The following is a 25,205-nucleotide window of genomic DNA, read 5'->3' as shown; positions in this document are numbered from 1 at the left end:
TGGTGTTCATCACGAAGTGGAGGCCCACATGGTCCGCACCGAAGCCGAACGCACTCCGCAGGCCCAGGGTGGTTGCAGCTGTTGCGGCAACTGCACCGGTCCGTCGTGCGGCTGCTGCTCCAGTTGCGGCTGAGCAGCGGGCGCGGGCTGCCCGGGGTGTTGCGGGATCACCCCGGGCAGGCCATACCCTCGGTCGGCACGGTGCCGGCCACCAGGAACCGGGTGACCGCGTCGGTGACGCACCGGGAGCGCCCCAGCGCCCCGTGCCCGGCTCCCTGCCAGCGCACCAGCACGCCGGTCGGCAACTGGTCGGCCATGTGATCGGTGCCCAGGCTCAGCATCAGCGGATCGTTCGCGGTGCTGATCACCGGAATTGGCGGCAGGTCGGCGCGGCGCGGCGCGGGCAGCGGCTGCTGCGGCACCGGCCACGACCCGCACCACACCACCCGCTGCGCGAACGCACCGCCGAACAGCGGGAACCGGTTCACCCAGTCCTGCGCCAGCTCGCCGCTGCGCTGCGGCGGAACGCGCAGCGTGGTGTCGTTGCAGCTGGTGATCAGGTCGCCGTCCAGCCACGGCGGGTTGATGCCCTGCGCCGAGACCAGCGGGGCGCTGATCGCGGCCAGCCCCGCGCCGTCACCGCGGTTGGCCGCGGCCAGGGCGTCGGCGAGACTGGGCCAGGCGTTGCGGTCGGACAGGCCCAGCAGGACGGCCTGCACCACCCGCCCGGCACCCACCGTGGTGCCCGGCGCCGACAGCGGCGCACTGCGCGTCCGCTCCACGAGGTCGCCCACCACCCGGCGCGGATCGGGGCCGAGTGGGCATCCGCGGCTGACGCAGTCCGCGGCGAACACGTCGAAGGTCTGCTCCGCGCTCTGCGCCTGCGACTCCAACTGGCCGATGGCGTCGCGCGTCGGGTCCGGTGCGCCGTCGAGGACCATCCGGCCCACCGAGCCGGGGAAGCGTTCGGCGTAGGTCGTCAGCAGCCGGGCCGCCTCGCCGCGGCCGATCGCGTGCAGCTTGGGCACGCCCAGCTCCAGGCGTAGCTCCTCCAGGTCGGAAGCGGTCCGCCAGGTGTCGTATGCCTGCAGCCGCTCGTCGAGAGTGAGCAGGCACTCCTGGCTGGCTTCGCGCACCGACTCCAGCAACCGGTCCAGCGCGGCCCGGTCGGTGGCGCGCGGGTCGAAGCCCACGATCGCCTCGCGCTGCGCGGGCGGCACGCAGTCGGCGGCCTCGGATTCGCCGGTGCCGCGCCGGTCCATGCCGATGATGCTGAAGGTCCGTAGCAGGTCGGGCGGCAGCTGGGTGGCCAGCCGGGCGGCGAAGGTGGTGCCTGGTTCCCCGCCGATGTCGCCGAGCACCACCAGCGGCACGCCGGTGCCGGTGCGGATCAGGGCGTTGCGCGCGGTGCCGCGGGTGGGGGCTTCCGGGGCGTCCAGTGTGCTGATCAGCCGCGCGCAGGAGAACGTCATCCCGGGCGGTAGCCCGCCCAGCTCGGCGCGGGTCTGGTCGGTGCAGTCCTCCCAGCTCAGCGAATCCTCGGCGGGCGGGCCCAGCGGCGGCACCGGGGCGGGTCGCGGCGGCAGCGGCGCGGGCGCGATCTGCTGCTCGCCGTCGTGGTACGCGACCGCGGGGCGCTGCGACGGCCCGGCCGAACATGCGGCGACCACCAGCAGCAACAGCGGCAGTAGCACGGCCCCGACCCGGTGGGTGGTGCGCGGCACGGGTACTCCTCGAAGCGCGGTGGTCGCTGGACGGGGTCAGCATCGCATGATCCGGGTGAGACTCCGGTGAGGGCCCTGACAAAAACAGGTGCCGCCGGGTCTTTCGCCGCGCTAACGTGCCAGCCGCAGGTACCGGAACGCGAAGGAGCATCGTGCACGTCGCGCAGATCAGCCCAGGCGCATCGTCCAACCGGCGACCGCTGTTCAGCGCGGCGGCGCTGTCCGCGCGCGCCCTCGGCGCGATCCCGCCTCCGGTGCTGGTGCTGCTGGGCGTGGTCAGCCTCCAGGTCGGTGCCGCGTTCGCCAAACAGCTGTTCACCATGGCCGGAGCCGGCGGTGTGGTGGCACTGCGGCTGCTGTTCGCCGCGGTGATCCTGCTCGTTGTCTGGCGGCCGTCGCTGCGCATGGACCGCCGGACGCTGGCGGTGGTGGCCGGGTACGGTGCCGTGCTGGCGGGCATGAACGTCTGCATCTACCAGGCGTTCGAGCGGATCCCGCTGGGCGCGGCGGTGACCATCGAGTTCCTCGGTCCGCTGGCGGTGGCGGTGATCGGGTCGCGTCGCAGACTGGACGTGCTGTGGGCCGTGCTGGCCGGCACCGGAGTGGTGCTGCTGGCCCGCGTTGAAGGCGGACTGGACTGGGTGGGCGTCACGTTCGCGCTGGCGGCGGGAGCCCTGTGGGCGGGCTACATTCTGGTGGGCGCCAAGCTCGGCAGCCGCACCAGCGGCGGTTCCGGGCTGGCGCTGGGCATGGCGTTCGGCGCGTTGGTGGCCGCGCCGTTCGGCATCGCCGACGCCGGGACGGCACTGCTGCACCCGGCGGTGCTCATCGCCGGGCTCGTGGTGGCGCTGATGTCGTCGGTCATCCCGTACTCGCTGGAGCTGGAGGCGCTGCGGCGGATGCCGCCGCGGGTGTTCGGCGTCCTGATGAGCCTGGAACCGGCGGTGGCCGCGCTGGCGGGCCTGGTGGTGCTGGGCGAGGCGCTGGGTGCCTGGCAGTGGGTGGCGATCGCCTGCGTCGTGGTCGCCTCGGTCGGCTCGGTGGGCGCAAGCAGCGGCGAGCCGCCCCGGGACTGACCGTCAGTCGACGGGCCTGGGGCGGATGACGCGCATCAAGGTCAGCAGGGTGCGGTTTGTCTCTCGGGACGCGGGTCAGTCGGCGCGGCTGGCGTCTCCCCGCAGAACCGCGCCGAGGTCGTAGCGCGCCGGTTCCTCCAGCTGGTCGTAGCGGCAGGACGTCACGTCGCGGTCCGGGCGCCAGCGGACGAACTGGGTGGTGTGCCGGAAACGGCTTGGTCGCGCCCCTTCGGTGTGGTCGTAGGAGACCTCGACGACGCGCTCCGGGCGCAGCGGCACCCACGGCTGCTCGGTGGTGTTCCAGCGGCTGACCGAGCCGGGGAGCCGCCGCCCGTCGGCGGCGTCCGGTCCCAGCCACGGGTGGGCGCCCTCGGTGATCAGCCCCGCGAGCTCGCCGGCCAGCGCCCTGCGCTGCGCCGCCGGGAACGCACCGACGACACCGACGTGGTGCAGCACGTCGTGCTCGTCGAACAGGCCCAGCTGCAGCGAACCGACCGCGGTGCCGGGCTCGGTGTTGGCGTGCCAGCGCAGCCCCGCCACCACGCAGTCCGCGGTGCGCGAGTGCTTGATCTTGAACATGGTCCGCTTGCCCGGCACGTAGGTCCCGGTGCCGGGCTTGGCGATCAGGCCGTCCAGCCCGGCTCCCTCGAACAGCCGGAACCACTGCGTCGCGGTGTCCGGGTCGTCGGTCACCGGAGTGATCCGCAGCCCGCGGTGGTCCAGCCCCAGCCCGGCCAGCAGTTCCCGGCGCTCGGTCTGCGGCGCCCCGGTGAGGTCCCGGTCGTCCAGCGCGAGCAGGTCGAAGGCGATGAAGGTCGCCGGGGTGCGTTCGGCCAGCGTCCGGACCCGGCTCGCCGCGGGGTGGATCCGCTCGGTGAGGGCGTCCCAGTCCAACCGGTCGCCCACATCGTCGCTGCGGATCACCACGAGCTCCCCGTCGAGCACGGCGGCCCGGTCCAGGTACTCGGAGACGGTCGCCTGCACCTCCGGGAAGTAGCGGTCCAGCGGCCGCCCGGTGCGCGACTGCAACCGCACCGGGTGCGCGTCCCGCGGATCGGCGAACACCAGGCAGCGGAAGCCGTCCCACTTTGGTTCGAACAGCAGCCCGCCCTCGCGGGGGATGCTGTCGACCGGACTGGCCAGCATCGGTTTCACCGGCGGTTGCAGCGGAAGCACCAGAACACCTCTCGGTCAGCGCACGCGTTGGCGCGGGGCGCGGTCCAGCTGCAGCCGGATCGCCGTGGGCAGGACCTCCACACCCAGCGTCTCGCGGGCGCGCGCCAGCACCTTGCTGTCGAGCTCGTCCCACACGTGCCGGACGTTCGTGCCCTCCTGGAGCGACAGCGTCAGCCGCAGCGACGGGCGGTGCGCGCTGCCCGCCATCCGCACCCGGGCGCGGCTGACGCCGGTGACCCGCTCCGCGTCGGCGCGCACCGCGTCGGTCAGCGCCGCGGACGCCACCGTCAGGCTGCCGTCATCGCCGCGTTCCAGCGGCATGTCGGGGCGCGGCTCCGGCCGCAGCGCCCGGGCCGCCGCCCACAGGCCGAACCCGAACAGCACCAGCCCCAGCACGATCGCGACCGGGACGGCCCACTCCGGGTGGTCCTGCACCCACGCCACGAGCAGTGGGTCCGCGAGCGGCCGCTGCGCCCGGAAAGCGCCGAGCCACCCCGCGCCCACCACCAGCGCCGCGGCACCGGCGAGCAGCGCGAGCAGCCCCAGCACCACGACCACGACGCGCTCGAAGCCCAACGCCCGCCCGGTCGGCGTGGCACTCGGTTTCACCTCGGTCATCGCCGCTCCTTCGGCGGTGCCACCGACACCAGCACCTTCGGGCGGGTGCGTAGCGGCAGTTCCCCCACGGCCCGCTCGGCGGTGTCGGTGAGCCGCGTCCGCAGGTCACCGGACTCGCGGAACTGGGCCGTGGCCCGCACCTGCACCCGCTTGGCGCCCGCGGTCACTGACGCGCCCGCCACACCATCCTGCTCCCGGACCTGGTGGCCGACCAGCCGCGCCAGCGAGCGCCGGTCGGTGGTCACGGTGACCTCCGGCGCGGGGTCGTGCAGCCGGTACTCCCTGCGGCCGGCCGCGGACGCCACCAGCAGCAGCACCAGCCCCACCAGCGCCACCACCGCCGCGGTCACCCGCACCGGCGGGTCATCCCAGGACAACGCGCCGAGCCCACCGTGGACATCCCGCCACGGCACCAGCAGGCCGGGGCTGTGCGGACGTGCGAGCGCCCACAGCGTTTCGACCACGAGCAGGGCCCCGAGCGCCGCGACGGCCAGGCCGAGCAGGGCGGTGATCAGACGAACCAACAGGCGCATGGCTCACTCCACCCGCGGCGGTGCTTGCGCGGGAACCAGGGCGGACACGGTCACGTCGATGCTGCTGACCCGGCAGTCGGCGAGCCGCCGCAGCTCGTCGCCCACCCGCTGCCGCATCGCCGCCACGGCATCGCGCACCGGCTGCGGGTAGCGCAGCGCGACGTCGAGCCGGACCCGCAGCTCGTCGTCCGGCCCGGACAACTGCGCGCTGGCGCCCTGTCCGCCGCGCCCCATCCGGCGGCGAGCCCGCACCGCTCCGGGTGTCTCGTCCGCGGCGTGCTCGGCGATCTTGCGCAGCACCACGCGGCTGATCTGCAACCGGCCCCGCTCGGCGGGATCGGTCCGACCGGCGTTCTCGACTGCTTCGCTCACCGCGGTCATCGATCCCTGCCCCGGCCCAGGATGTCGCCGATCTCCAGGTCGCCGTCCACGATCCGGCCGATCACCAGGCCGACCGCGCCGACCAGCAAGGCGATCAGGAAACCGCTGAAACCGCCGAGCGCGGCGGCGGCGCCAAGGATCAGTCCGGCCAGCAAACCGGTCTGCGTCGCGTTCATGGGTGAAACCTCCTGCCAATTCAGACGACTGCGGCTCCGGCGGTCACCGGACTCGGGGCGGGCGGTGGCGGCGCGCCCGCCAGGTTCGGAAGCGGTGCAACAGCGCGCGGATCCCGCGCGGCCGGACCACCACGACGACCGGCGCGTCATAGCGGTCCCACGGCCGCCGCCCCGTGGACGGCCCGGCCCGCAACGCCGCGAGCCCGGCGACGAAGACCTCCGGGTCACCGCCGACGTCCGGGTGGTGCGTCCGGACGAACGCGCGGATCGCCGCTCTGGTGGCCGGGTCGTGCTCCCCAGCGGCCATCATCCGCCCTCCGGTGGCTCGTCGGGGGTGACCACGTCGCCGACGACGATGTCCACCGGGACCGGACCCACCACCGCGGCCACCAGCCCGCGCAGCTCGGCGACAACGTCGGGCAGCGGTCGGTCCAGTCGCAGCACGACCCCGACCTCCACCGGTTCGCCTTCGTCGGGCAACCGCACCCCGACGACCTTGCGGCCCGGTAGGTAGGAGGCGATCGCACCGAACGGCCCGCCGTGCAGCCGCACCACCGAGGGGTGCGCGCGCACCCGGTCGGCCAGTTCGCTGGCGGAAACGTGCTCCGGCATCTCGGCGTCGTCCTCCCGGGGAGATCAGAGGAGGTCCGCGGCTTCAGCCGAAACCGCGGACCCCACGCGGTCGGCGGGGTCGGGCGAGGCGCTCATTCCACGCGGGACGTGGCCTGCCCGCTCTCCTCACCGTCGTCGGTGGGCAGGTGGATGTCGTTGACCGCGATGTTGACCTCGATGACCTCCAGCCCGGTCATCCGCTCCACCGCCGTGATCACGTTGCGGCGCACCGCCCGCGCGAGGTCCACGATGGACGCGCCGTACTCGACGACGATGTCCAGGTCCACCGCGGCCTGCTTCTCGCCCACCTCGACCTGCACGCCGGCGGTGGAGGAGGTGCCACCGCCACCGGGAATCCGGTCGCGGATCGCGCCGAAGGCGCGGGACACCCCGCCGCCCATGGCGTACACACCGGCAATCTCGCGGGCCGCGATGCCGGCGATCTTCTGCACCACCGAGGCCGCGATCGTCGTCTTACCCTGTGAGGTGTCATCGGCCAGCCGGGCCGGTGCGCCGCCGGGGCGGGTCTCCGGGATGCGCCGTTCCTCGGCTGCGGACTGCGCGTTCACCGTCGTCCCGCCGCTGTTCTGGGCCATGAACTCGAACTCCTTCCGGTTCCGCCGAGACCGCCACGGTCCAGCGAGGTCTGTCCCCAGGATTTGATGCGTGTGCCCGCCGCGATCGTGCGTTGTTGTGTCCTGCATCACCATTGTGCGCTCATTCGGCACCCGGTGGCTCGACGTCGATGGCCTGCCGGACCAGTCCGTCGAACGACGCCCTCGTCGCGAGGCCGCCACGAGGGCGTCGTCGGGCCGGGCCCCCACCGTCACCCGGGCATTCTCGCGTAGCGCAGCAGGAGCAGCGATTCCGCGTGCAGCACCGACCGCAATGTCATCCGCCTGGGCGGCTCCGCACCCGCGCCGACCGCGATGCGGCCCGCGTCGCCGCTGGCCAGCAGCGGGGAGAGAGTCAGGCAGAGCTCGTCCACGAGGTCCTCGTCGACGAGGGTGCCGAACAGGCTCGGCCCGCCCTCGCAGCCGATGCGGCGCAGTCCCCGCTCGTCCAGCGCCGCCAGCGCCCGCCGCAGATCCACCCGCTCGTCCCCGGCGACGACCACGTCGGCACCGGCGTCGGCGAGCGCGTCCCGCCGCTGTCGCGGGGCGGCCTCGCAGGTGAGCACGATCGGCGGCACCAGGGTGTCGGTGAGCAGGGGCGAGTCCGGCGGCAGCGAGGCCCGCGCGGTCACCAGGGCGATCGGCGGCACCTCCGACAGGCCGAGCCGCCGCCGCGCCTCGGCGCGGACCTCGGTGCGCTTCACGCCCCGGTAGCCCTCGGCCATCGCGGTGCCCACACCCACCAGCACCACGTCGGACAGGGTGCGGATCAGACCCAGGACCCGCTGGTCGACCGGGGCGGACAGCCCCCGCGAGCTGCCCCCCACGGTCACCGCCCCGTCGAGGCTGGAGACGAAGTTCACCCGCACCCACGGGCGGTCCAGCGACTCCGGGTAGGCGTAGTGCGCCTCCAACTCGTCGTCCACCTGCTGCGCGCCGTCCACCGGCCAGAGCTTGTCCACCACGCCGCCATCCCACCACGACTCGGGTGAGCAGGAGCACGTGCCCGCACGGCCGGGTGACCGGGTTGCCGGTTATAGAGTCGGCCCATGAGTTTGCCCCGTCTGGTCGACCGCCGTCCCGAGATCACCCCGGACGAGCTGGTCCAGGCGATGACCCCGCCGCCCCGGTTCGACTCGGTGGGCTTCGACACCTACATCCCGAACCCCGACGAGCCCAGCCAGGCGGTGGCGGTGCGGGAGTGCTCGGCGTTCGCCGAGCGGATCAACGCGGGCACCGGCGGCGGGTCGTGGCTGCGCGGCATGTTCGGCCGCCGCAGGACCGACAGCGGCAGGCGGGGCCTGTACCTGGACGGCGGCTTCGGCGTCGGCAAGACGCACCTGCTGGCATCGCTGTGGCACGCCACCGAGGGGCCGAAGTCGTACGGCACGTTCGTGGAGGTCACCAACCTGGTGGGTGCGCTCGGCTTCGCCGAAACCGTCCGGCGGCTGTCGGAGCACCGCCTGCTGGCCATCGACGAGTTCGAGCTCGACGACCCGGGCGACACCATGCTGGTCACCCAGCTGATCGCGAAGCTGACCGACGCGGGCGTGCACATCGCGGCCACGTCCAACACGCTGCCGGACAAGCTCGGCGAGGGTCGCTTCGCCGCCGCGGACTTCCTGCGCGAGATCCACGCGATGTCCGCCCGGTTCAGCGTGGTGCGGGTGGACGGCCCGGACTACCGGCACCGCGGGCTGCCGGAAGCGCCGCCGCCGATGGACGACGACGAGCTGGTGCGGCTCGCCGAGGCCACCGACGGCGCCACCCTGGACGACTTCGACGAGCTGTGCGGCTACCTGGCGGGCCTGCACGCCTCGCGGTACGGCCGCCTGGTGGACGGGGTCACCGCCGTCCACCTCCGCGGTGTACACGCGGCCCCGGACCAGGACGTGGCGCTGCGCCTGGTGGCGTTGGCCGACCGGCTCTACGACCGGGCGATCCCGGTCCGCGTCTCGGGCGAGGCGCTGTCGCGGCTGTTCACCGACGAGATGCTGCACGGCGGCTACCGCAAGAAGTACCTGCGGGCGATCAGCCGCCTGACGGCCCTGTCCCGAGACCTCGCCAGGTCCTGACCCGCGGGCTCGCGGCTCAGCCGGCGATGACCTCGGCCACGGCGTCCAGGCCGGTGTCGAGTTCCTCGCGGGTGATCACCAGCGGTGGGGCGATGCGCAGGGTCGTGTCCTGGGTTTCCTTGCACAGCACACCGCGCTCGGCCAGCGCCTCGCAGGCATGCCGGCCGGTGAGCGATCCCGCGGCCAGCTCCACCCCGGCCCACAGGCCGCGACCGCGCACCTCGACGGCGCCGCGCCCGACGAGTTCGCCGAGCCGCGCGTGCAGGTGCGCGCCCAGTTCGCGCGAGCGCGCCTGGAACTCGCCGGTGCTCAGCAGCCGCACCACGGCGCGGCCCACCGCGCACGCCAGCGGGTTGCCGCCAAAGGTCGACCCATGCTCCCCGGGCCGCAGCACGCCGATGACGTCGTCGCGACCGACCACTGCGGACACCGGCAGGATGCCGCCGCCCAGCGCCTTGCCCAGCGTGTAGAGGTCGGCGCGGACACCGTCGTGCTGGCTGGCCAGCAGTTCGCCGGTGCGGGCCAGTCCGGACTGGATCTCGTCGGCGATCAGCAGCACGTCGTGGTCGTCGCAGAGCCGCCGCAGCCAGGGCAGGTAGTCGGCGGGCGGCACGATGACCCCCGCCTCGCCCTGGATCGGCTCCACCAGCACGGCCGCGGTGCGCTCGGTGATCGCGGCCTCGACCGCGGCGGCATCGCCGTATGCGGTGACGACGAAACCCGGCGTGTACGGGCCGAAGCCGTCGTGGGCGACCGGGTCGGTGGAGAACGAGATGATGGTGGTGGTGCGGCCGTGGAAGTTGGACCCGGCCACGATGATCTCCGCCTGGTTCTCCGGCACCCCCTTGACCCGGTAGGCCCACTTCCGGGCGATCTTGATGGCGGACTCCACGGCCTCAGCACCGGAGTTCATCGGCAGCACCCGGTCGGTGCCGGTGAGCTCGGCCAGCTCGCGGCAGAACGGGCCCAGCTGGTCGTGGTGGAACGCGCGGCTGGTCAGGGTCAGTCGGCCGAGCTGCTCGGTGGCCGCCGCGACCAGCGCCGGGTGGCGGTGCCCGAAGTTCAGCGCCGAGTACCCGGCGAGGAAGTCGAGGTACCGTCGTCCGTCCACATCGGTCATCCAGGCGCCGGACGCCTCGGCGATCACGACCGGCAGCGGGTGGTAGTTGTGCGCGCTGTACTGCTCGTCGAGCGCCCGGAAGCGGGCGGCCCGCGAGGACGTTTCGAGGTGCGACGGGACGACTGTCATGGGCATAAGGTTATGTCGGTATCTGCGTAGATTTCAGCCGCGAGCCGTTGCTTGCATCGTCGATTCGTTGCGTCGTTTCACGATCTTGCCGCTGTTCGTTGTCCGAGCGGGGGAAGTCGGCGGCGCCTTGCCATGATGGGCGCGGGAGGAGTTCGCGGCGGCGGGAGGCAGGCGCAGATGCCGGAGCAGGGCGAGTACCGCGTGTACCTCGGCGCGTACACGGGCGCCGAGACGGCGGTCGACGGGATCCGGTTGGCGATCGCCGACGCCGACGGCGGGCTGCGGTGCACCGAGAGCGTCGCCGAGGCGTTCGACCCGTCCTTCCTCGCGCTGTCGCCCGACGGGGCCACGCTCTTCGCGGTGAGCGAGGTGCGGGAGGGACGGGTCATCGCGTTCGAGGTGCGCCAGGACGGCAGGCTGCGTGAGATCAACTCGCAGCCGTCGCTGGGTTCGGAGCCGTGCCACCTCAGCGTGCACCCGTCCGGCCAGTGGGTGCTGACCGCCAACTACGGCACCGGCAACCTCGCGGTCCACCCCGTCGCCGAAGGGGGCGTGCTCCGTGAACCCTGCCACGAGGTGCAGCACAGCGGCAGCGGGCCGAACCCGCTGCGCCAGGAAGGGCCGCACGCGCACCAGGTCCTGCCCGACCCGTCCGGCGAGCACGTGCTCGCCGTCGACCTGGGCACCGACTCGGTGTACGTCTACCACTTCGACGTGGCCACCGGGCACCTGGCACTGCGGCACGAGGTGGGGATGCGGGCCGGTTCCGGGCCCCGCCACCTGGCGTTCCACCCCGACGGCGGGCGGGCATACCTGGTCAACGAGCTGGCGTCGTCGGTCGCCGAGTTCGGCTACGACGCGGCGACGGGCACGCTCGAGCCGGGCCGGACCCTCGCCACGCTGCCGCCGGACCACGGGCAGCCCAACCTGGCCGCCGAGGTGGTGGTGACCCCCGACGGCCGGTTCGTGCTGGCCTCCAACCGCGGCCACGACAGCATCGCGGTGTTCCGCGCCGACTCCGGCGACGGCGGGTTCGGGCTGGTCGACATCCACTCGGCGGTGGTCGCCGAACCCCGCCACATCGCGCTGTCCCCGGACGGCCGGGTGCTGTTCGCGGCGGGCCAGCGCAGCCACAACGTCCAGGCGTTCGAGCTCTCCCCGGCGGGCGAGCTGACCCCCCTCGGCGAGCCGGTTCCCACGCCGACCCCGGTCTGCATCCTCCCGGTGCCCTGACCGGCGGCTCGTCCGCGTGGCGGCGCGGGTATCGCTGGTTTCGGTGCGGCGTCAGAGGAGGCGGGCGTCGTAGCGGCCCGGGGCGTACTGGGCCAGGGCCGTGCGGACGCGGCGGGTCTCCTGGCGGCGGGTCAGCCAGCCACCGGTGGCGCCGATCGGGAAGATGCAGGCTCCGCCGTGGTAGGGGCGGGCGCGGTGCCACACCCGGGAGTTCGGCGCGGAGCCGTCGGCCAGCCACACCGCCAGCGACGCCCGTTTGCCGCTGCCGACCACGCCGACCCGCTGCACCTGGCTCCACGGGATCTCCCGGTCCAGGCCCATCCGCGAGATCAGCAGGCCGTCGCTGTTGATCTTCAGGCGCAGATTGGGCAGTAGCGCCAGGCCGATCGACCACACCATGCTGAGCGCCAGCAGCAGTATGCCGAGCCGGAACAGGGCGATGTGGTCCCGCGACACCTCGCTGACGTCGTAGGAGCGGAACAGCCAGTTGGCGCCGAAGATGATCAGCCCACAGACCACCGCCGACAGCACGGCGCGCATCCGTCCGGCCGTGCGGAACACCGGCCCGGGATTGTCCCTGCGCACCCGGGCCTGCTGCTGCGCGGTCTGCCGGGGCTGCGCCGGGACGATCCGGTCGCGCAGCAGGACCGGTGGTGCGGGGGTCGCGGGCTGCGCGACGGGTGGGGCGGCCGGCGCGTTCTGGGTGTGGACCCGGGTGGCGGGCTTCGGCTGCGCCGCAACGGGCTGTGGCGGCGGCGTGTCGGGCAGCGGGGCGTTCGCCGTCTGCTGCATCTGCGTGGCGTGCTGGGCGATGACATCGCTGATCGCCGGCGGCAGCCAGGCGTTGCCCTGCGGGCTGGCCTCGCCGAGCTGGTCGAGCAGGACGCTCGGCGTGGGGCGGGCGGCCGGGTTCTTGGCCAGGCACGCCGCCAGCAGCGGCCGCAGCCCGTCGGGGACCCGCGACAGGTCCGGCTCGGTGTGCACCACCCGGTACAGCAGCGCCGCGGTGCTTGCGTCCCCGAACGGGCCGTGGCCGGTGGCGGCGAACACCAGCACCGCGCCGAGGGAGAACACGTCGCTGGGCGGGCCCACCTCGCCGCCCTGGGTCTGCTCCGGCGAGAAGAACCCGGGCGTGCCCAGGAACATGCCGGTCGCGGTCAGCGCGTTGCCGGTCATCGCCCGCGAGATCCCGAAGTCGATCACCCGCGGCCCGTCGGGGCCGAGCAACACGTTGGCCGGTTTCAGGTCGCGGTGCACCAGGTTCACCCGGTGGATCGCGGTCAGCGCCTCGGCCAGCCCGGCGGCCAGGCTGCGCACTGCGGGCTCGGGCAGCGGACCGTGGTCCACCACCGCCTGGTGCAGCGTCGGGCCCGGCACGTACTCGGTGGCCAGCCACGGCCGCTCGGCGTCCGGGTCGGCGTCCACCACCGCGGCCGTCCAGAATCCGCCGACCGAGCGGGCGGCCAGCGCCTCGCGGCGGAACCGTTCCCGGAACTCCGGGTCCTCGGCCAGATCAGGGCGGATGACCTTGACCGCAACCACGCGCCCGCCGCGCGACCGGCCGAGGTACACCCCGCCCATCGCGCCCCGTCCCAGCCGGGCGAGCAGCCGGTAGTCGCCGACCCGGGTCGGGTCGCTGGCCAGCAACGGCTGCACGGGTCCTCATCCTCCTGTCGCGAAGATCGTGTGGTCACGTCCCCACCGAGCTTACGTATCCGCCGCCCGGACGTGTGCCGGTTCACCGATCCGGGCCTCGCGGGTACGCACCGGTAATCGAATACTTGGCTTCGTTCCAACCCTTTCGGCGGGTGCTGTGGATGGGTATGATCCGGCGCACTGCCAGCCCGACGAGAACGGTCGCCGTAGATCGAGGGGAGGCACGCCATGACGTCGACGGAGCGCACCCGTCCCGCCGTGGCGCTGCACGGCGTGGGCAAGCAGTTCCCCGGTGTCGTCGCCGTCTCGGACGTCAGCCTCGCCATCCCGCCCGGCGAGGTGCACGTGTTCGCCGGTGAGAACGGCGCGGGCAAGTCGACGCTGATGAAGCTGATCGCGCAGATCGAACCGCCCAGCACCGGGCGCATCGAACTGGACGGTCGGCCGGTGACCTACCAGGGCCCCGGATCGGCGCGGCGGCTCGGGGTGTCCATGGTGCACCAGGAGTTCGCGCTGGCTCCGGACCTGTCGGTGGCCGAGAACCTGTTCATCGGCCACGAACCGGGCCGGGGCGGGTGGATCTCGCGGGCCGAGGAGCGCCGCGCCGCGCGGGAACTGCTCAACCGCGTCGGCCTGGACATCGACCCGGGGCGGCGGGTCGAGCTGTTGTCCACTGCGGAACAGCAGCGCGTCGAACTGGCGAAAGCCCTGGCCGTGCGGGCGAAAGTGGTCATCCTCGACGAGCCCACCGCGAGCCTCACCGAGCGGGAGGCCAAGGAGCTGTTCGGCATCGTGCGCGAGCTGACCGCGCAGGGCATCGCCGTGCTGTACATCTCGCACCGGCTGGACGAGATCTTCGAGATCGGCGACCGGGTGACGGTGATGCGCGACGGAGCCGTCGTCGCCACCCGGCCGGTCGGCGAGCTCGACGAGGCGCAGCTCGTGCAGCTGATGGTCGGCCGCGACGTGGCGAACCTCTACCCCCGCACCCACACCCAACCGGGTGAGGTGCGGCTGCGGGTGGAGGGGCTGACCCGCGGCGACGCGGTTCGCGACGTGTCGTTCGAGGTGCGCGCGGGCGAGATCGTCGGCCTGGCCGGGCTGGTCGGCGCGGGCCGCACGGAGCTGGCGCGGGCGGTGTTCGGCGCGGAACTGCCGGACGCGGGCACGATCACGCTGGACGGTCGGCGGCTGCGCATCCGCGGCCCGGCCGACGCCATCGCCGCGGGCATCGGCTACCTCACCGAGAGCCGCAAGGCGGATGGTCTCGCCCTGCAGCTGGGGGTGGACAAGAACATCACGCTGGCCAGGCTGCCGATGCGCGCCGGGCTGATCGACCTGGCCGCCGAGCGCCGGATCGCCGAGCGGCAGCGCGACGGACTGCGCATCCGGGTGCCGTGGGTGGGGCGTCCGGCGCGGATGCTCTCCGGCGGCAACCAGCAGAAGGTGATCCTGGCGCGGTGGCTGGAGACCGGTGCGGAGGTGCTGTTCTTCGACGAGCCGGGCCGCGGCATGGACGTCGGGGCCAAGTCGGAGATGTTCCAGCAGATGGATTCCCTCGCGGCGCGCGGCAAGGCCGTCGTGTTCATCTCCAGCTATCTGCCGGAACTGCTGAACATGTGCGACCGCATCCTGGTGATGCGGGGCGGGCGGATCGCCGGCGAGGTCCCCCGCGCCGAGTTCTCCGAGGAACGCGTCGTCGCGCTCGCGACCGGAGCCCGCAACGTCGAAAACGGGGGCAACCATGACTGAGCCGGCCTTGGACAAGTCCGAAGTGGACCGGGGTCTGCTGGGCGGCGTGGGGGACCGGCTGTCCGGCGCGGTCTCGCAGGTCGCGGCGGCGGGTGCGCTGATCGTCGTGTTCGTCGTGCTGTCGATCGTCGCCCCGTCGTTCCTCACCGCGGACAACCTGTTCAACCTGGGCTCGCAGACCTCGGTGAACGCGGTGATGGCGGTCGGCGTGACGCTGGTGATCATCACCGGCGGGATCGATCTGTCGGTGGGGTCGGTGGCGGCGCTGTCCGGGGTGGTCGGCGTGCTGCTGATGGCCGAGTACGGCGTCAACCCGCTGGTCGGCATCATCGGCGGCATCGCGGTCGGCGCGGCCGCCGGGCTGGTGAACGGCCTGCTGGTGTCGGTGGTCGGGTTGCCGCCGTTCATCGCCACGCTCGGCATGCTCAGCGTCGGCCGCGGGCTGGTACTGATCTTCACCGGCGCGGTGGCGGTGTTCGGCGCGCCGGAGTCGTTCCGGCTGCTCGGCCAGGGCGTCATCGGGGCGGTCCCGATCCCGGTGCTGCTGATCGCGCTCGTGGCGGTCGCCGGGCACGTCGTGCTCACTCGCACCCGCCTCGGCCGCTACGCGTACGTGATGGGATCCAACATGGAGGCCGCGCGGCTGTCCGGTGTCCCGGTGCGTCGTCACACCACCGCGGTGTATGTGGTCTCCGGTGCGCTGGCCGGGCTGGGCGGCATGATCGCGGCGTCGCGGATCAACTCCGGGCAGCCGAACTTCGGCGAGGGCCTGGAACTGGACGTGATCGCCGCGGTGGTCATCGGCGGCGCGAGCCTGTTCGGCGGACGCGGCACCGTGTGGGGCTCGCTGATCGGGGCGTTTCTGGTCGCGGTCATCCGCAACGGCGCCGTGCAGCTCAACATCGGCACCTTCTACCAGAACGTGCTGATCGGCGTGATCATCTGGCTGGCCGTGTGGTGGGACCGCTACCAGCGGCGCAAGCTCGGCGGCGACGCCGGGTAGCAAACCCGCGATGAGCAAGGGAGCTCGGTGATGAGGAAGGTTCTGACCGCGGCGTGCGTGCTGCTCTCGGTCGCCGCGACCGGGTGCAGCGTCGGGGTGCGCGAGCAGACCGGTGGCGGCGGCCAGCAGGGCGGGCCCATCAAGCTGGCCGTGGTGCCCAAGGCGATCGGGTTCGACTTCTGGGAGAAGGTGCGCGTCGGCGCCGAGTGCGCGGGCTCCAAGCACCAGGACGTGACGATCCACTGGGACGGGGTGCACGCCGAAAGCGACGTCAGCGGCCAGCAGAGCCTGTTGCAGGACCTGCTGTCGCAGGGCGACCTCAGGGGCCTGGTGTACGCGGCGACCGACGCCAAGGCGCTGGCCGACATCACGAAGTCCGCGCAGAGCCAGGGCACCGTGGTGGTCAACATGGACTCCGGCACCACCCCGCAGCCGCCGGACGTGCCGGTGTTCGCGACGAACAACGTCGCCGCCGCCGAGCAGGCCACCGACGTGCTCGCCGAGCAGCTCGGCGGTCGCGGCAAGGTGGCGTTCATCGAGTTCCAGCCGGGTACCAGCACGAACGAGACCCGCGCGGAGGGCTTCCGGCGCGGCATGGCCAAGCACCCCGGCCTCCAGCTCGTCGCCCAGCAGTCCAGCGACAGCGACTACAACCGGGCGCTGCAGGTGACGCAGGACATCCTGACCGCGAACCCGGACCTCGACGGCATCTACGCGGCCAACGAGCCGAGCGTGCTGGGCGCGGCCGAAGCGGTGCGGCAGGCGGGCAAGGTCGGCCAGGTCAAGATCATCGGCTGGGACACCTCGGAGGGTGAGATCCAGGCCCTGCGGGACGGCGTGATCACCGGCCTGATCGCGCAGAACCCGTTCAAGATGGGGTATGCGGCGGTCAACGCGGCGGTGAGCAAGATCCGCGGCTCGGCGGAGCCGCTGCCGAGCTCGGACACGGGTTCGATGCTGATCACGAAGGACAACGTGGACAGCCCCGAGGTGCAGAAGCTGCTCAACCCCAGCTGCCAGAACCCGCCCGCCTGAGCCGTCCGGGGAGAGTGAACGGCTTCGCCGAGTTGCCTGGTCACGGGAGCCCTTCGCGTGGCGTTTCATCAGGGGTGCCTGCGGTAGGGGAGTGGGGCTGATAGCACGATGCGGTGGTGACCGCAATCGTCAACCCGCTGGTGCAGGAGGTCCTCGACCTCATCGGGATCTTCGCTTTCGCGCTCTCCGGGGCGCTGCTGGCCGTGCGCAAGCGCTTCGACGCCGTGGGCATCGCCGTGCTCGCCGAGGTGACCGCCCTGGGCGGCGGCGTGTTCCGGGATCTGGTGATCGGAGCGGTGCCGCCCGTGGCGTTCACCGACATCGCCTACTTCACCACCCCGCTGGTGGCCGCCGCGGTGGTGTTCTTCTGGCACCCGCGGCTGGCCCGCATCCGGCGGTTCGTGCTGCTCTTCGACGCGGTGGGGCTCGGCGTGTTCTGCGTCGCGGGCACCGTCAAGGCGCTCAACTTCGGCATGCACCCGCTGCCCGCGGTCGCCCTCGGCGCGGCGACCGCGATCGGCGGCGGCCTCCTCCGCGACCTGCTCTCCGGCGAGATCCCCGCCCTGCTGCACCCCAGGAGCGAGATCTACGCGGTGCCCGCCCTGCTCGGCAGCGCGCTCGTGTCGATCCTGGCCGTGCTGCACCTGCTGACGCCGATCACCAGCGCCTTGGCCGCGCTGATCGCGGTTGTCGTCCGGTTGCTGGCGCTGCACTACGGCTGGCGGGCCCCGCTGGCCCGCGGCACCACAGCGCAATGACTGGTTTGCCGCACGCCGGCCACGGGTAACAGAGGTCCGATGTGGGCACGGGCCGGCACGTTCGTGGTGGGCGCCGCGCTGTCGGCGCTGCTGGTCGCGTGCGGCTGGCCGGAGGTCGTGACCGTGCGGGATGACCAGCCGCAGCCGTCCCCGACCACCCCGCCGGTCACCGGGCCGGCCACGGCCGCCGTCGCCGCGGTCGAGGACTGGACGGAGCAGCACGACGCCGAGGTGGTCGGTGTCGCCGTGCTCGACCGGGCCACCGGGGAACTGGCGCTCGGCAGGGCGGCCGCGCAGCCCATGTACTCGGCGTCGCTGTCGAAGCTCATCGTCGCGGTGGACGTGCTGCGCCGCGACGGTGCGCTCGTCGACCAGCGGACCCGGGACTGGATCAGCCGGTCCCTCGGACCCAGCGACGACGCGGCGATGAACGAGTTGTGGTCGCGGTTCGACGGTCCGGGCGCGGTCGCCCGGGTCGCCGCGCTGGCCGGGCTGGAGGACACTCGCGCGCCGCAGGATCCGGGGCGGTGGGGCGAGACCCAGCTGTCGGCCCGCGATGCGGTTCGGCTCGACGCATACCTGTTCGACGGGCTGCCCGCATCGGAGCGGGACTTCGCGGTGCGCGGTCTGGCAGCCGCGCCACCGCGGGCCGCGGACGGGTTCGACCAGGTTTTCGGTCTTGCGGCGGTGTCCGGATCCGCGGTCAAGTCGGCGTGGATGTGCTGCCAGCAGGGGCGGATCATTCTGCACAGCGCGGGAACCGCGGGCCCGGAGCACCGCTACGCGGTGGCCCTGCTGTCCAGCCGCCCCAGTTCCCTCGGGTACGCCGCAGCTCGCCGCGACCTGACGGCCGCGGCTGCCGCGGCCGTCGCGCACCTACGCTGACCCGGGCACGCGGCGGTGCCGGAGCACGAGCCGGGCGCAGAGCACCAGAGCGTGCGGCGGAACCCGGATGTCGCCCATGCCGATGATGGCCGGCCTCCGGCGAGCGGCACGCGCCACCGCGCGGGGTAGCCGTGGGGCATGCCCGAACTTCCTGATGTCGAAGGTTTTCGCCGCGTTGCCCGGAACGCGGCCCACCGGCAGGTGCGCGGAGTGGCGGTGTACGACGCGCAGGTCCTGCGTGGCACCACCGCCGAGTCGTTCGAGCGTGCGCTGCGCCGGCGCTACTTCACCGACCCGCAGCGGCACGGCAAGTGGCTGCTGATCCCCACCGCCGGTTCGGCGAAGGGCGCCGCCGGGTTCCCGCGGCTGCTGCTGCACTTCGGCATGACCGGGAACCTCCGGTGGTGCGAGCACGACGCCGAGCTGCACAAGCACGACCGGGTGGTGTTCGACTTCGCCGCGGGGGAGCTGCGTTACCGCGACATGCGCAAGCTGACCGGCATCCATCTGGCCCGCGACGAGGACGAGGTGGACGACGTGCTGGCCGAGCTCGGCCCGGACGCGCAGCGGATCGGCGAGGACGAGTTCGCCGACCGGCTGTCCCGCACCAGCCGCCGGATCAAGCCCGCGCTGATGGACCAGTCCCTTCTGGCCGGTCTCGGCAACATCTGCGTCGACGAGATCCTGTGGCGGTTCCGGATTCCACCGACCCGGGAGACGCGCGACCTGGCCGCTGACGACGTCTTCCGGCTGCACCGCGAGATGCGCTCGATGCTGCGCGCCGCCGTGCGCGCCGGGCACGTGCCGGATGATCCCTCGTGGCTGACCGGGCACCGCGACGAGCCCGACCGGCGGTGCCCGCGGTGTTCGACGGCGCTGCGTCACGCGAAGGTCGGCGGGCGCAGCACCCTGTGGTGCCCGACCTGCCAGCCGGGGTGACGGGCGTTCATGCGTCGCCGCGCTGGCCGGGCTGGCGGACACTCGCGCACCGCGGGCTGCCCGCACCGGAGCGGCGCTCACTCACACCTGATCCCCGCCCGAATTCCGATGCTTCGCCGGCGGGTGATCCTGGCCTGAAGTGGGAGCCCAGCATGCCCGCGCGTGTCGGGGTGCGCTTCCGAAGTCTGCCTTGCTGGCGACGGCCTTCTCGGCGTGCATCCGGCGCGCACCCGGGAGGCGCCGGTCACCACGGCGTCAGCGTCACGGTGATCGAGCTCGGCGCGCCGTCCTGGATGTAGGAGGCGAAACCGGCCACGTCGTCGAAGGCGAACCCGTACGCCTTGCCGTCCTCGGTGTTGGCGTGCATCACCTTGGCGTAGTGGTTGGTGATCTCGTGCTGGTAGAACGCGCTCGGGTCGGTGCCGGGCTGGTCGGCGATGTTGTGCAGGATCGAGCGGTTGAAGCCCGCGCCCAGGATCGCCGCGACCGGCCCGGTGACGCCGTCGTTGGGCGCGGCCAGCGCGCCGTCGCAGAACAGCACGTCCCGCGTGGACGGTCGGCCGATGGGCTGCACCCCGCCGTCGAAGAGGAAGGTGTCGCCGGAGACCTGCCCGGTGAACACCCGGCCGTCGCCGGTGTTCACCCTCAGCTGGGTGCCCTGGTACTTCGACCACACCTGGTCGATGTAGGAGTCGTAGTAGGTGTTCGGGAACGCGCCGAGGTCCAGGCCGTGGCCGGGGGCGATCACCCGCAGGTCCTGTTGCCGCAGCCCGGCGAAGTCGGGGTGCTCGGCGACCCCGGAGAGGATCCGCTCCCGGCCGCCCGCGGGGATCGTGCCTGTGGTCTGGTCCTGCGCGCCCCGCAGGCGGATCGACAGCGGCACGCTGAACATGTCGACCATCGTGGTGTTGCAGTACATGCCGTCGGCCTTGAGCGTGAACTCGACGGTGTCGTGCAGCACGGAGTGGCTCGGGTCGCTGTCCACCCAGCCCGCCGGGTACTGCAGCGCGGGCTTGCCGTCGCCGCCGGTGACCACCTTGAACTTGAGCTTGTCGCCGAGGGCGAAGTAGATCCGGCCGGACATGCTCGGCAGGTTCAGCGTGGTGTCCCCGCTGGACTGCAGCGGGATGGCGTAGTCGGCGAAGCCGTCGGAGCCGTCGTCGTCGAGGGAAACCGGCACCAGCTGCCCGTCGGGGGTGACGCGGGACTGCTCGCCGGTGTCGAGGTTGACCCCGACCACGTACACCCAGATCGAACTGTTGTCGAACTGGCCGCTGCGGTTGACGATGGTCAACGGTAGCGGCACGGTCGCGGTGCGGCGACCGGCGAGCGCGGTCGGGGCGGAGCCGAGCAGCGGAGCGGAGAGGGCGGCGGCGGACAGGCCGCCGAGGAAGGATCTTCTGCTGAACAAGAAACGCACATCCCTTCGGATTCGCATAAGTTGGGCGCAACAACAAACATTCTTGGAGTGGCGCCAGGGGTCGCCAATACGCCGATCCGCCGCCATGAATTCCCCGAACCGGCCCACTCGACCGGTCAGCGCCGGACAACCCCGCGCCCGCCGCACATTTCCGCAGGCGGTGTGAAAAACGTCCCCGCCCTGGCGATCCCCCTGGTCACGGGGTGGAATCCGCCCCAGCGCCGCCTCGGCCCTCACGCGGTGGGCTCCCGAATGTGGGCAAAATTGTGAATTCCTGGGGTGGCGCGTCCCGATTTCCGGCAAATGTGGGAACTGGTGGACTCGGGGTTTCCGGGGTCAGGTAAACAAACCTGGTGGTCGGTGAGGTCCCAAGTTTGGAGCATCAAACTTGGGAATGGGGGGTGTGGGTGGGGAACCCGTTTGGGTGTTGTGGGGGCGTGACTACCGTTGGTGGGGATGTCCGAACACCTTGCCCGCGCCCTGTCCGAACGTGGCGAACTCGCGCTGCTGCGCCGCTCCGACGCGCTGGAGCTGCGTGTCAACGGCGTCTTCGTGATGGACACCGCGCACACCGAGTCCGAACGCCTGCTGGCCAGCGCGACCCTGAAGGCCGTGCCCGGGCCGGACCTGCGGGTGCTCGTCGGCGGCCTCGGCCTGGGCTTCACCCTCCGGGAGGTGCTGGCCGACGATCGGGTCCGCGAGGCGCATGTCGTCGAGATCGAACCCGACCTGGTGGACTGGCATCGGCGCGGTCTCGTCCCGGCCACCCCGATCCACGACGACCGTGTCACCGTGGTGATCGCCGACGTGGCCGATGCGCTGCGCGCCGAGCAGACCTACGACCTGGTTCTGCTCGATGTGGACAATGGGCCCGGATTCCTGGTCTACGACAGCAATTCCGCGCTCTACCGCCGCGACTTCCTCGCCCTGTGCCGCGACCGGCTCACCCCGCGCGGCACCGCGGCGATCTGGTCGGCCGCCGAGGCGCCGGAGCTGTGCGCTGCCATCGCGGAGGTCTTCGGCGGGTGCGACGAACGCACGATCCCGGTGACCCTCGGCCGGCACGAGACGACCTACCACCTGTTCCTGGCGGCCCGCTGAGAACCTGCCTGAACCTGCCTTCGGCCTGGGAAGCGTCGTGGCCGAACCACCGCCGCACCGGGCACGCACGGGGTCGGGGGACCAGCGAAGCAGAACGAGACGCCCCTGCTAGCCCAGCAGGTCGAGCTCCAGCAGGCTCGGTTCCAGGACCCCCTCCAGCACCAGCAGGCGGCGCTTGGCCTCCAGGCCGGGGCCGAAGCCACCCAGTCCGCCGCCGCTGGCCAGCACCCGGTGGCACGGCACGATCAGCGGCACCGGGTTGCTGCCCATGATCGCGCCCACCGCACGGGCTGCCTCCGGCCGCCCCGACAACTCCGCCAGCCGCCGGTAGCTCACCGTCTCCCCGAACGGCACCAACTCGTGCAGGGTACGCAGCACGTGCAGCCGCAGCCCCTCCAGTGGCGACCACTCGATCGGCACGTCGAACTCCCGGCGCCGCCGCGCGAAGTACTCGTCGAGCTGGCGCGCCGCTACCGCAGCCAGGCCGGTGTCCCGGCTCAGCTCGGCGGCAGCGAACTCGCCCAGCACCTCCTCCGGCCCGGCGAACGCCACCCGGCGCACGCCCGAGCCGGTGGCCACCACCGTCAGTTCCCCGACGGGGCTGGCGAGCGCGCTCCACGACAGCGACATGCCGGCAGGGTAGCGCCCAGCACCGACGAACCGGCCCGCGCAAGATCGTGGCGGTTTCCCGCCGACGTCGGCGTGACCAGGCCCGTTCGCGGATTTCGAGGTTAGGCTCCGGAGCATGTCCGAAGCGCACGCCCACCGACGTCACGCTCTCCGCGACCGCCTCCGCGAGCGGGAGCTGGACGCGATGTTGGTGACCGACCTGCTCAACATCCGCTACCTGACCGGCTTCACCGGGTCCAACGCCGCGCTGCTGGTGCACGCCGCCGACGAGCCCGGCGCCGAGGAGCGGACGGTGTTCTGCACCGACGGCCGCTACCTGCTGCAGGCCGAGAAGCAGGTGCCGGACCTGGAGCGGATCCTGGACCGGGCCAGCGACCTGGCGCTGGCCGGCCACGTCGCCACCGCCGGATACCGGCGCGTGGGCTTTGAGAGCCAGCACGTCACCGTCGACGGCCTCGACGCACTGGCCGCCCAGGCCGATGGGGCCGAACTGGTCCGCGCACCGGGGCTGGTCGAACAGTTGCGGCTGGTCAAGGACGAGAGCGAGATCGAGGCGCTGCGGATGGCCTGCGCCGCCGCCGACCGGGCGCTGGCCGACCTCATCGAGCACGGCGGACTGCGCCCGGGCCGCACCGAGCTGGAGGTCGCCCGCGAACTCGAGGCGCGGATGCTCGACCACGGCGCCGCCGGGCCGTCGTTCGACACGATCGTCGCCGCGGGCCCGAACTCCGCGGTGCCGCACCACCGGCCGACCGACGCGGTGCTGGCCGAGGGCGACCTGGTGAAGCTGGACTTCGGCGCGCTGGTCGACGGCTACCACTCCGACATGACCCGCACCGTGGTGCTCGGCCGCGCCGCCGACTGGCAGCGGGAGATCTACCAGCTGGTGCAGGCCGCGCAGACCGCTGGGTGCGGTGCGGTGCGGGTGGACGCCGACGTGCGGGCAATCGACACCGCGGCACGCCAGGTGATCGAGGACGCCGGGTACGGGGACCGCTTCCTGCACGGGCTGGGGCACGGCGTGGGTCTGGAGATCCACGAGGCACCGACGTTGTCGCAGCGGGGGGACGGTAGAATCTGCGCCGGGATGGCGGTCACCGTCGAGCCTGGCGTTTATCTGGCAGGGCAGGGCGGGGTCCGCATCGAGGACACACTGGTCGTGCGTCCCAGCACACCGGAGCTCCTCACCTTGACGACGAAGGAGCTCGTCGAAGTCTGACGCACCGCAGTGCGTCGACACCGCCGGAATCAGCCTTCGCGTTCCGACGGAACACGCCCGAAGCCATCACCACAGGAGAGACCCGCACCGTGGCCACCACGAACGACCTGAAGAACGGAATGGTGCTCAACCTCGACGGTCAGCTGTGGACCGTCGTGACCTTTCAGCACGTCAAGCCCGGCAAGGGCGGTGCTTTCGTGCGGACCACGCTGAAGAACGTGCTGTCCGGCAAGGTGGTGGACAAGACCTTCAACGCCGGCGTGAAGGTGGAGACCGCGAACGTCGACCGCCGTGAGATGACCTACCTCTACAACGACGGCACCGAGTACGTGTTCATGGACCCGGACACCTACGACCAGGTCGGGATCTCGGCGGACGTCGTCGGCGACGCGGCGAACTACATGCTGGAGAACAGCAACGTCGTGGTGGCCCGGCACGAGGACAACCCGCTGTACGTGGAGCTGCCGGCCTCGGTGGAGCTGCAGATCAAGCACACCGACCCGGGCGTGCAGGGCGACCGCGCGACCGGCGGCACCAAGCCGGCCACCCTGGAGACCGGTGCCGAGATCCAGGTGCCGCTGTTCATCAACACCGGTGACAAGGTGAAGGTCGACCCGCGCGACGGCCGGTACCTCAGCCGCGTCAGCAGCAAATGATCGCCTGCCCGTCGGCACCAGGACTCGTTCCGGCCGGGAAGAGGGTGTGAGGTGGGTTCTCGCAGCAAGGCGCGCAAGCGCGCCGTGGATCTCCTCTACGAGGCGGACCAGCGCGGGATGGACGCGGTGACGTTGCTGGCCGACCGGGTCGGGTCGCCCGACGTGCCGCCGGTCGCCGAGTACACGATCGCCCTGGTCGAGGGCGTCACCGCGAACCGGGAGCGCATCGACGAGCTGCTCGAGCAGCACGCCGAGGGCTGGACGCTGAACCGCATGCCGGCGGTGGACCGCTCGGTGCTGCGGCTGGGTCTGTACGAGCTGCTGTGGAGCGACGACGTGCCTCCGGCGGTGGCCATCGACCAGGCCGTGGAGCTGGTGAAGACGCTGTCCACGGACGATTCGCCGCGGTTCGTCAACGGCGTGCTGGGCCGCATCGCGGGCATCAGCAACCGCCTGCGCAGGTCGGTGCGCCAGGAGACGGCCGCGGAGTGAGCGGTCACCCGCCTCCTGTCGCCCATAAGAGTGACGAGTGAAGGGCGCCTCCGACCGATCACCGTGGTTGAACTGGTCCCCGGTGGTTGGACTGTGGAATTCAGTTCCGATCATCGGGGAGCGGTGGTTTGGCTGGGCGTAGTTCGTTGACCGCGGAGCAGCGTGCGGCGGCGATAGAGTTGTTTGATGATG

The 25,205-nt window shown here is 72.2% G+C and carries 27 protein-coding genes; 13 read left to right on the top strand and 14 right to left on the bottom strand.

Annotation, left to right across the window (positions count from 1 at the left end):
- Nucleotides 1-167: 167 nt before the first annotated feature.
- A complete protein-coding gene (locus IEY17_RS18520; protein ID WP_188989469.1) occupies nucleotides 168-1,724 on the bottom strand; it encodes an alpha/beta hydrolase in 1,557 nt (518 codons plus the stop codon).
- Nucleotides 1,725-1,876: 152 nt separating this feature from the next.
- Between IEY17_RS18520 and IEY17_RS18515 the strand changes: the two genes are divergently transcribed.
- Nucleotides 1,877-2,800 (top strand): EamA family transporter, encoded by a 924-nt coding sequence (locus tag IEY17_RS18515; protein WP_373289901.1) that lies wholly within the window; start codon nucleotides 1,877-1,879, stop codon nucleotides 2,798-2,800.
- 75 nt (nucleotides 2,801-2,875) lie between these two features.
- Here IEY17_RS18515 and IEY17_RS18510 read toward each other — a convergent pair whose 3' ends face one another.
- The 9 genes from IEY17_RS18510 to IEY17_RS18470 all read right to left on the bottom strand — a co-directional run bounded on the left by IEY17_RS18510 (nucleotide 2,876) and on the right by IEY17_RS18470 (nucleotide 7,875).
- On the bottom strand, nucleotides 2,876-3,979 hold the full coding sequence (locus IEY17_RS18510) for an ATP-dependent DNA ligase (protein WP_188989665.1): 1,104 nt from the start codon (nucleotides 3,977-3,979) through the stop codon (nucleotides 2,876-2,878).
- A 12-nt stretch (nucleotides 3,980-3,991) separates the two neighbouring features.
- A complete protein-coding gene (gene amaP, locus IEY17_RS18505) occupies nucleotides 3,992-4,594 on the bottom strand; it encodes an alkaline shock response membrane anchor protein AmaP (RefSeq protein ID WP_188989467.1) in 603 nt (200 codons plus the stop codon).
- Entirely contained in the window at nucleotides 4,591-5,127 is a 537-nt protein-coding gene (locus IEY17_RS18500) for a DUF6286 domain-containing protein (protein WP_188989465.1), read from the bottom strand. Before IEY17_RS18500 ends, amaP begins: the two co-directional genes overlap by 4 nt.
- Nucleotides 5,128-5,130: 3 nt before the next feature.
- Nucleotides 5,131-5,508, bottom strand: coding sequence for an Asp23/Gls24 family envelope stress response protein (locus IEY17_RS18495; RefSeq protein WP_188989463.1), 378 nt, complete (start codon nucleotides 5,506-5,508; stop codon nucleotides 5,131-5,133).
- Nucleotides 5,505-5,684 carry a hypothetical protein gene (locus tag IEY17_RS18490; RefSeq protein ID WP_188989461.1) on the bottom strand — a complete coding sequence of 60 codons (180 nt, stop codon included), beginning with the start codon at nucleotides 5,682-5,684 and terminating at the stop codon, nucleotides 5,505-5,507. The genes IEY17_RS18495 and IEY17_RS18490 overlap by 4 nt, the downstream gene beginning before the upstream one ends.
- 43 nt (nucleotides 5,685-5,727) lie before the next feature.
- On the bottom strand, nucleotides 5,728-5,994 hold the full coding sequence (locus IEY17_RS18485) for a hypothetical protein (RefSeq protein ID WP_229680288.1): 267 nt from the start codon (nucleotides 5,992-5,994) through the stop codon (nucleotides 5,728-5,730).
- Nucleotides 5,991-6,296: a hypothetical protein gene (locus IEY17_RS18480; protein ID WP_188989459.1), complete on the bottom strand. Its 306-nt coding sequence runs from the start codon at nucleotides 6,294-6,296 to the stop codon at nucleotides 5,991-5,993. The genes IEY17_RS18485 and IEY17_RS18480 overlap by 4 nt, the downstream gene beginning before the upstream one ends.
- 92 nt (nucleotides 6,297-6,388) lie before the next feature.
- Nucleotides 6,389-6,892 (bottom strand): Asp23/Gls24 family envelope stress response protein, encoded by a 504-nt coding sequence (locus IEY17_RS18475; protein WP_188989457.1) that lies wholly within the window; start codon nucleotides 6,890-6,892, stop codon nucleotides 6,389-6,391.
- A gap of 230 nt (nucleotides 6,893-7,122) precedes the next feature.
- On the bottom strand, nucleotides 7,123-7,875 hold the full coding sequence (locus tag IEY17_RS18470) for a pyrimidine reductase family protein (RefSeq protein ID WP_229680287.1): 753 nt from the start codon (nucleotides 7,873-7,875) through the stop codon (nucleotides 7,123-7,125).
- Between the two features lie 84 nt (nucleotides 7,876-7,959).
- On the opposite strand from IEY17_RS18470, the gene zapE reads away from it, so the two are divergent.
- The gene (gene zapE / locus IEY17_RS18465) at nucleotides 7,960-8,985 is read left to right on the top strand and encodes a cell division protein ZapE (RefSeq protein WP_188989454.1); all 1,026 of its coding nucleotides are present in this window, start codon (nucleotides 7,960-7,962) and stop codon (nucleotides 8,983-8,985) included.
- A 16-nt stretch (nucleotides 8,986-9,001) separates the two neighbouring features.
- Here zapE and rocD read toward each other — a convergent pair whose 3' ends face one another.
- On the bottom strand, nucleotides 9,002-10,234 hold the full coding sequence (gene rocD, locus IEY17_RS18460) for an ornithine--oxo-acid transaminase (RefSeq protein WP_188989452.1): 1,233 nt from the start codon (nucleotides 10,232-10,234) through the stop codon (nucleotides 9,002-9,004).
- A 177-nt stretch (nucleotides 10,235-10,411) separates the two neighbouring features.
- Between rocD and IEY17_RS18455 the strand changes: the two genes are divergently transcribed.
- On the top strand, nucleotides 10,412-11,467 hold the full coding sequence (locus tag IEY17_RS18455; protein WP_188989451.1) for a lactonase family protein: 1,056 nt from the start codon (nucleotides 10,412-10,414) through the stop codon (nucleotides 11,465-11,467).
- 51 nt (nucleotides 11,468-11,518) lie between these two features.
- Here IEY17_RS18455 and IEY17_RS18450 read toward each other — a convergent pair whose 3' ends face one another.
- Entirely contained in the window at nucleotides 11,519-13,123 is a 1,605-nt protein-coding gene (locus IEY17_RS18450; protein WP_188989449.1) for a serine/threonine-protein kinase, read from the bottom strand.
- 228 nt (nucleotides 13,124-13,351) lie between these two features.
- On the opposite strand from IEY17_RS18450, the gene IEY17_RS18445 reads away from it, so the two are divergent.
- The 6 genes from IEY17_RS18445 (at nucleotide 13,352) to IEY17_RS18420 (ending at nucleotide 19,495) form a co-directional block, all read left to right on the top strand.
- Complete coding sequence (locus IEY17_RS18445; RefSeq protein ID WP_188989447.1) at nucleotides 13,352-14,875, top strand: sugar ABC transporter ATP-binding protein; 1,524 nt, start codon at nucleotides 13,352-13,354, stop codon at nucleotides 14,873-14,875.
- Entirely contained in the window at nucleotides 14,868-15,878 is a 1,011-nt protein-coding gene (locus IEY17_RS18440; protein ID WP_188989445.1) for an ABC transporter permease, read from the top strand. Before IEY17_RS18445 ends, IEY17_RS18440 begins: the two co-directional genes overlap by 8 nt.
- 30 nt (nucleotides 15,879-15,908) lie before the next feature.
- Nucleotides 15,909-16,913 carry a substrate-binding domain-containing protein gene (locus IEY17_RS18435; protein ID WP_188989443.1) on the top strand — a complete coding sequence of 335 codons (1,005 nt, stop codon included), beginning with the start codon at nucleotides 15,909-15,911 and terminating at the stop codon, nucleotides 16,911-16,913.
- Nucleotides 16,914-17,029: 116 nt separating this feature from the next.
- The gene (locus IEY17_RS18430) at nucleotides 17,030-17,671 is read left to right on the top strand and encodes a trimeric intracellular cation channel family protein (protein ID WP_229680286.1); all 642 of its coding nucleotides are present in this window, start codon (nucleotides 17,030-17,032) and stop codon (nucleotides 17,669-17,671) included.
- A gap of 39 nt (nucleotides 17,672-17,710) precedes the next feature.
- A complete protein-coding gene (locus tag IEY17_RS18425) occupies nucleotides 17,711-18,556 on the top strand; it encodes a hypothetical protein (protein ID WP_188989439.1) in 846 nt (281 codons plus the stop codon).
- Nucleotides 18,557-18,694: 138 nt separating this feature from the next.
- A complete protein-coding gene (locus tag IEY17_RS18420; protein WP_188989436.1) occupies nucleotides 18,695-19,495 on the top strand; it encodes an Fpg/Nei family DNA glycosylase in 801 nt (266 codons plus the stop codon).
- 244 nt (nucleotides 19,496-19,739) lie between these two features.
- On the opposite strand, the gene IEY17_RS18415 is transcribed toward IEY17_RS18420, so the two are convergent.
- Entirely contained in the window at nucleotides 19,740-20,915 is a 1,176-nt protein-coding gene (locus IEY17_RS18415) for a glycoside hydrolase family 64 protein (protein WP_229680285.1), read from the bottom strand.
- Between the two features lie 456 nt (nucleotides 20,916-21,371).
- On the opposite strand from IEY17_RS18415, the gene IEY17_RS18410 reads away from it, so the two are divergent.
- A complete protein-coding gene (locus tag IEY17_RS18410; RefSeq protein WP_188989432.1) occupies nucleotides 21,372-22,016 on the top strand; it encodes a spermidine synthase in 645 nt (214 codons plus the stop codon).
- Nucleotides 22,017-22,124: 108 nt separating this feature from the next.
- Here IEY17_RS18410 and IEY17_RS18405 read toward each other — a convergent pair whose 3' ends face one another.
- Nucleotides 22,125-22,646, bottom strand: a complete 522-nt coding sequence (locus IEY17_RS18405) for a methylated-DNA--[protein]-cysteine S-methyltransferase (protein WP_188989430.1) — start codon at nucleotides 22,644-22,646, stop codon at nucleotides 22,125-22,127.
- 115 nt (nucleotides 22,647-22,761) lie between these two features.
- On the opposite strand from IEY17_RS18405, the gene IEY17_RS18400 reads away from it, so the two are divergent.
- From IEY17_RS18400 to nusB, 3 genes are all read left to right on the top strand, one after another.
- The gene (locus IEY17_RS18400) at nucleotides 22,762-23,865 is read left to right on the top strand and encodes a M24 family metallopeptidase (protein ID WP_188989428.1); all 1,104 of its coding nucleotides are present in this window, start codon (nucleotides 22,762-22,764) and stop codon (nucleotides 23,863-23,865) included.
- 89 nt (nucleotides 23,866-23,954) lie between these two features.
- The gene (gene efp / locus IEY17_RS18395) at nucleotides 23,955-24,521 is read left to right on the top strand and encodes an elongation factor P (protein WP_188989425.1); all 567 of its coding nucleotides are present in this window, start codon (nucleotides 23,955-23,957) and stop codon (nucleotides 24,519-24,521) included.
- A gap of 51 nt (nucleotides 24,522-24,572) precedes the next feature.
- A complete protein-coding gene (gene nusB / locus IEY17_RS18390) occupies nucleotides 24,573-25,013 on the top strand; it encodes a transcription antitermination factor NusB (RefSeq protein ID WP_188989423.1) in 441 nt (146 codons plus the stop codon).
- Nucleotides 25,014-25,205 lie beyond the last annotated feature (192 nt).

Origin of the sequence: Saccharopolyspora thermophila (genome assembly GCF_014646075.1) — a bacterium.
GTDB lineage: Bacteria > Actinomycetota > Actinomycetes > Mycobacteriales > Pseudonocardiaceae > Saccharopolyspora > Saccharopolyspora thermophila.
The sequence above is the reverse complement of the archived record's forward strand: the minus strand, read 5'-3'. Positions and strand labels throughout refer to the sequence as shown.

Excerpts from the sequence above, each read along its gene's own strand:
- IEY17_RS18420 (WP_188989436.1), top strand. The coding sequence starts at position 18,695 with ATGCCCGAACTTCCTGATGTCGAAGGTTTTCGCCGCGTTGCCCGGAAC.
- IEY17_RS18490 (WP_188989461.1), bottom strand. The coding sequence starts at position 5,684 with ATGAACGCGACGCAGACCGGTTTGCTGGCCGGACTGATCCTTGGCGCC.
- IEY17_RS18475 (WP_188989457.1), bottom strand. The coding sequence starts at position 6,892 with ATGGCCCAGAACAGCGGCGGGACGACGGTGAACGCGCAGTCCGCAGCC.
- IEY17_RS18445 (WP_188989447.1), top strand. The coding sequence starts at position 13,352 with ATGACGTCGACGGAGCGCACCCGTCCCGCCGTGGCGCTGCACGGCGTG.
- IEY17_RS18455 (WP_188989451.1), top strand. The coding sequence starts at position 10,412 with ATGCCGGAGCAGGGCGAGTACCGCGTGTACCTCGGCGCGTACACGGGC.
- IEY17_RS18435 (WP_188989443.1), top strand. The coding sequence starts at position 15,909 with ATGAGGAAGGTTCTGACCGCGGCGTGCGTGCTGCTCTCGGTCGCCGCG.
- zapE (WP_188989454.1), top strand. The coding sequence starts at position 7,960 with ATGAGTTTGCCCCGTCTGGTCGACCGCCGTCCCGAGATCACCCCGGAC.
- IEY17_RS18405 (WP_188989430.1), bottom strand. The coding sequence starts at position 22,646 with ATGTCGCTGTCGTGGAGCGCGCTCGCCAGCCCCGTCGGGGAACTGACG.
- IEY17_RS18500 (WP_188989465.1), bottom strand. The coding sequence starts at position 5,127 with ATGCGCCTGTTGGTTCGTCTGATCACCGCCCTGCTCGGCCTGGCCGTC.
- IEY17_RS18480 (WP_188989459.1), bottom strand. The coding sequence starts at position 6,296 with ATGCCGGAGCACGTTTCCGCCAGCGAACTGGCCGACCGGGTGCGCGCG.
- IEY17_RS18440 (WP_188989445.1), top strand. The coding sequence starts at position 14,868 with ATGACTGAGCCGGCCTTGGACAAGTCCGAAGTGGACCGGGGTCTGCTG.
- IEY17_RS18400 (WP_188989428.1), top strand. The coding sequence starts at position 22,762 with ATGTCCGAAGCGCACGCCCACCGACGTCACGCTCTCCGCGACCGCCTC.
- IEY17_RS18425 (WP_188989439.1), top strand. The coding sequence starts at position 17,711 with ATGTGGGCACGGGCCGGCACGTTCGTGGTGGGCGCCGCGCTGTCGGCG.
- IEY17_RS18495 (WP_188989463.1), bottom strand. The coding sequence starts at position 5,508 with ATGACCGCGGTGAGCGAAGCAGTCGAGAACGCCGGTCGGACCGATCCC.
- IEY17_RS18485 (WP_229680288.1), bottom strand. The coding sequence starts at position 5,994 with ATGATGGCCGCTGGGGAGCACGACCCGGCCACCAGAGCGGCGATCCGC.
- rocD (WP_188989452.1), bottom strand. The coding sequence starts at position 10,234 with ATGACAGTCGTCCCGTCGCACCTCGAAACGTCCTCGCGGGCCGCCCGC.
- IEY17_RS18410 (WP_188989432.1), top strand. The coding sequence starts at position 21,372 with ATGTCCGAACACCTTGCCCGCGCCCTGTCCGAACGTGGCGAACTCGCG.
- amaP (WP_188989467.1), bottom strand. The coding sequence starts at position 4,594 with ATGACCGAGGTGAAACCGAGTGCCACGCCGACCGGGCGGGCGTTGGGC.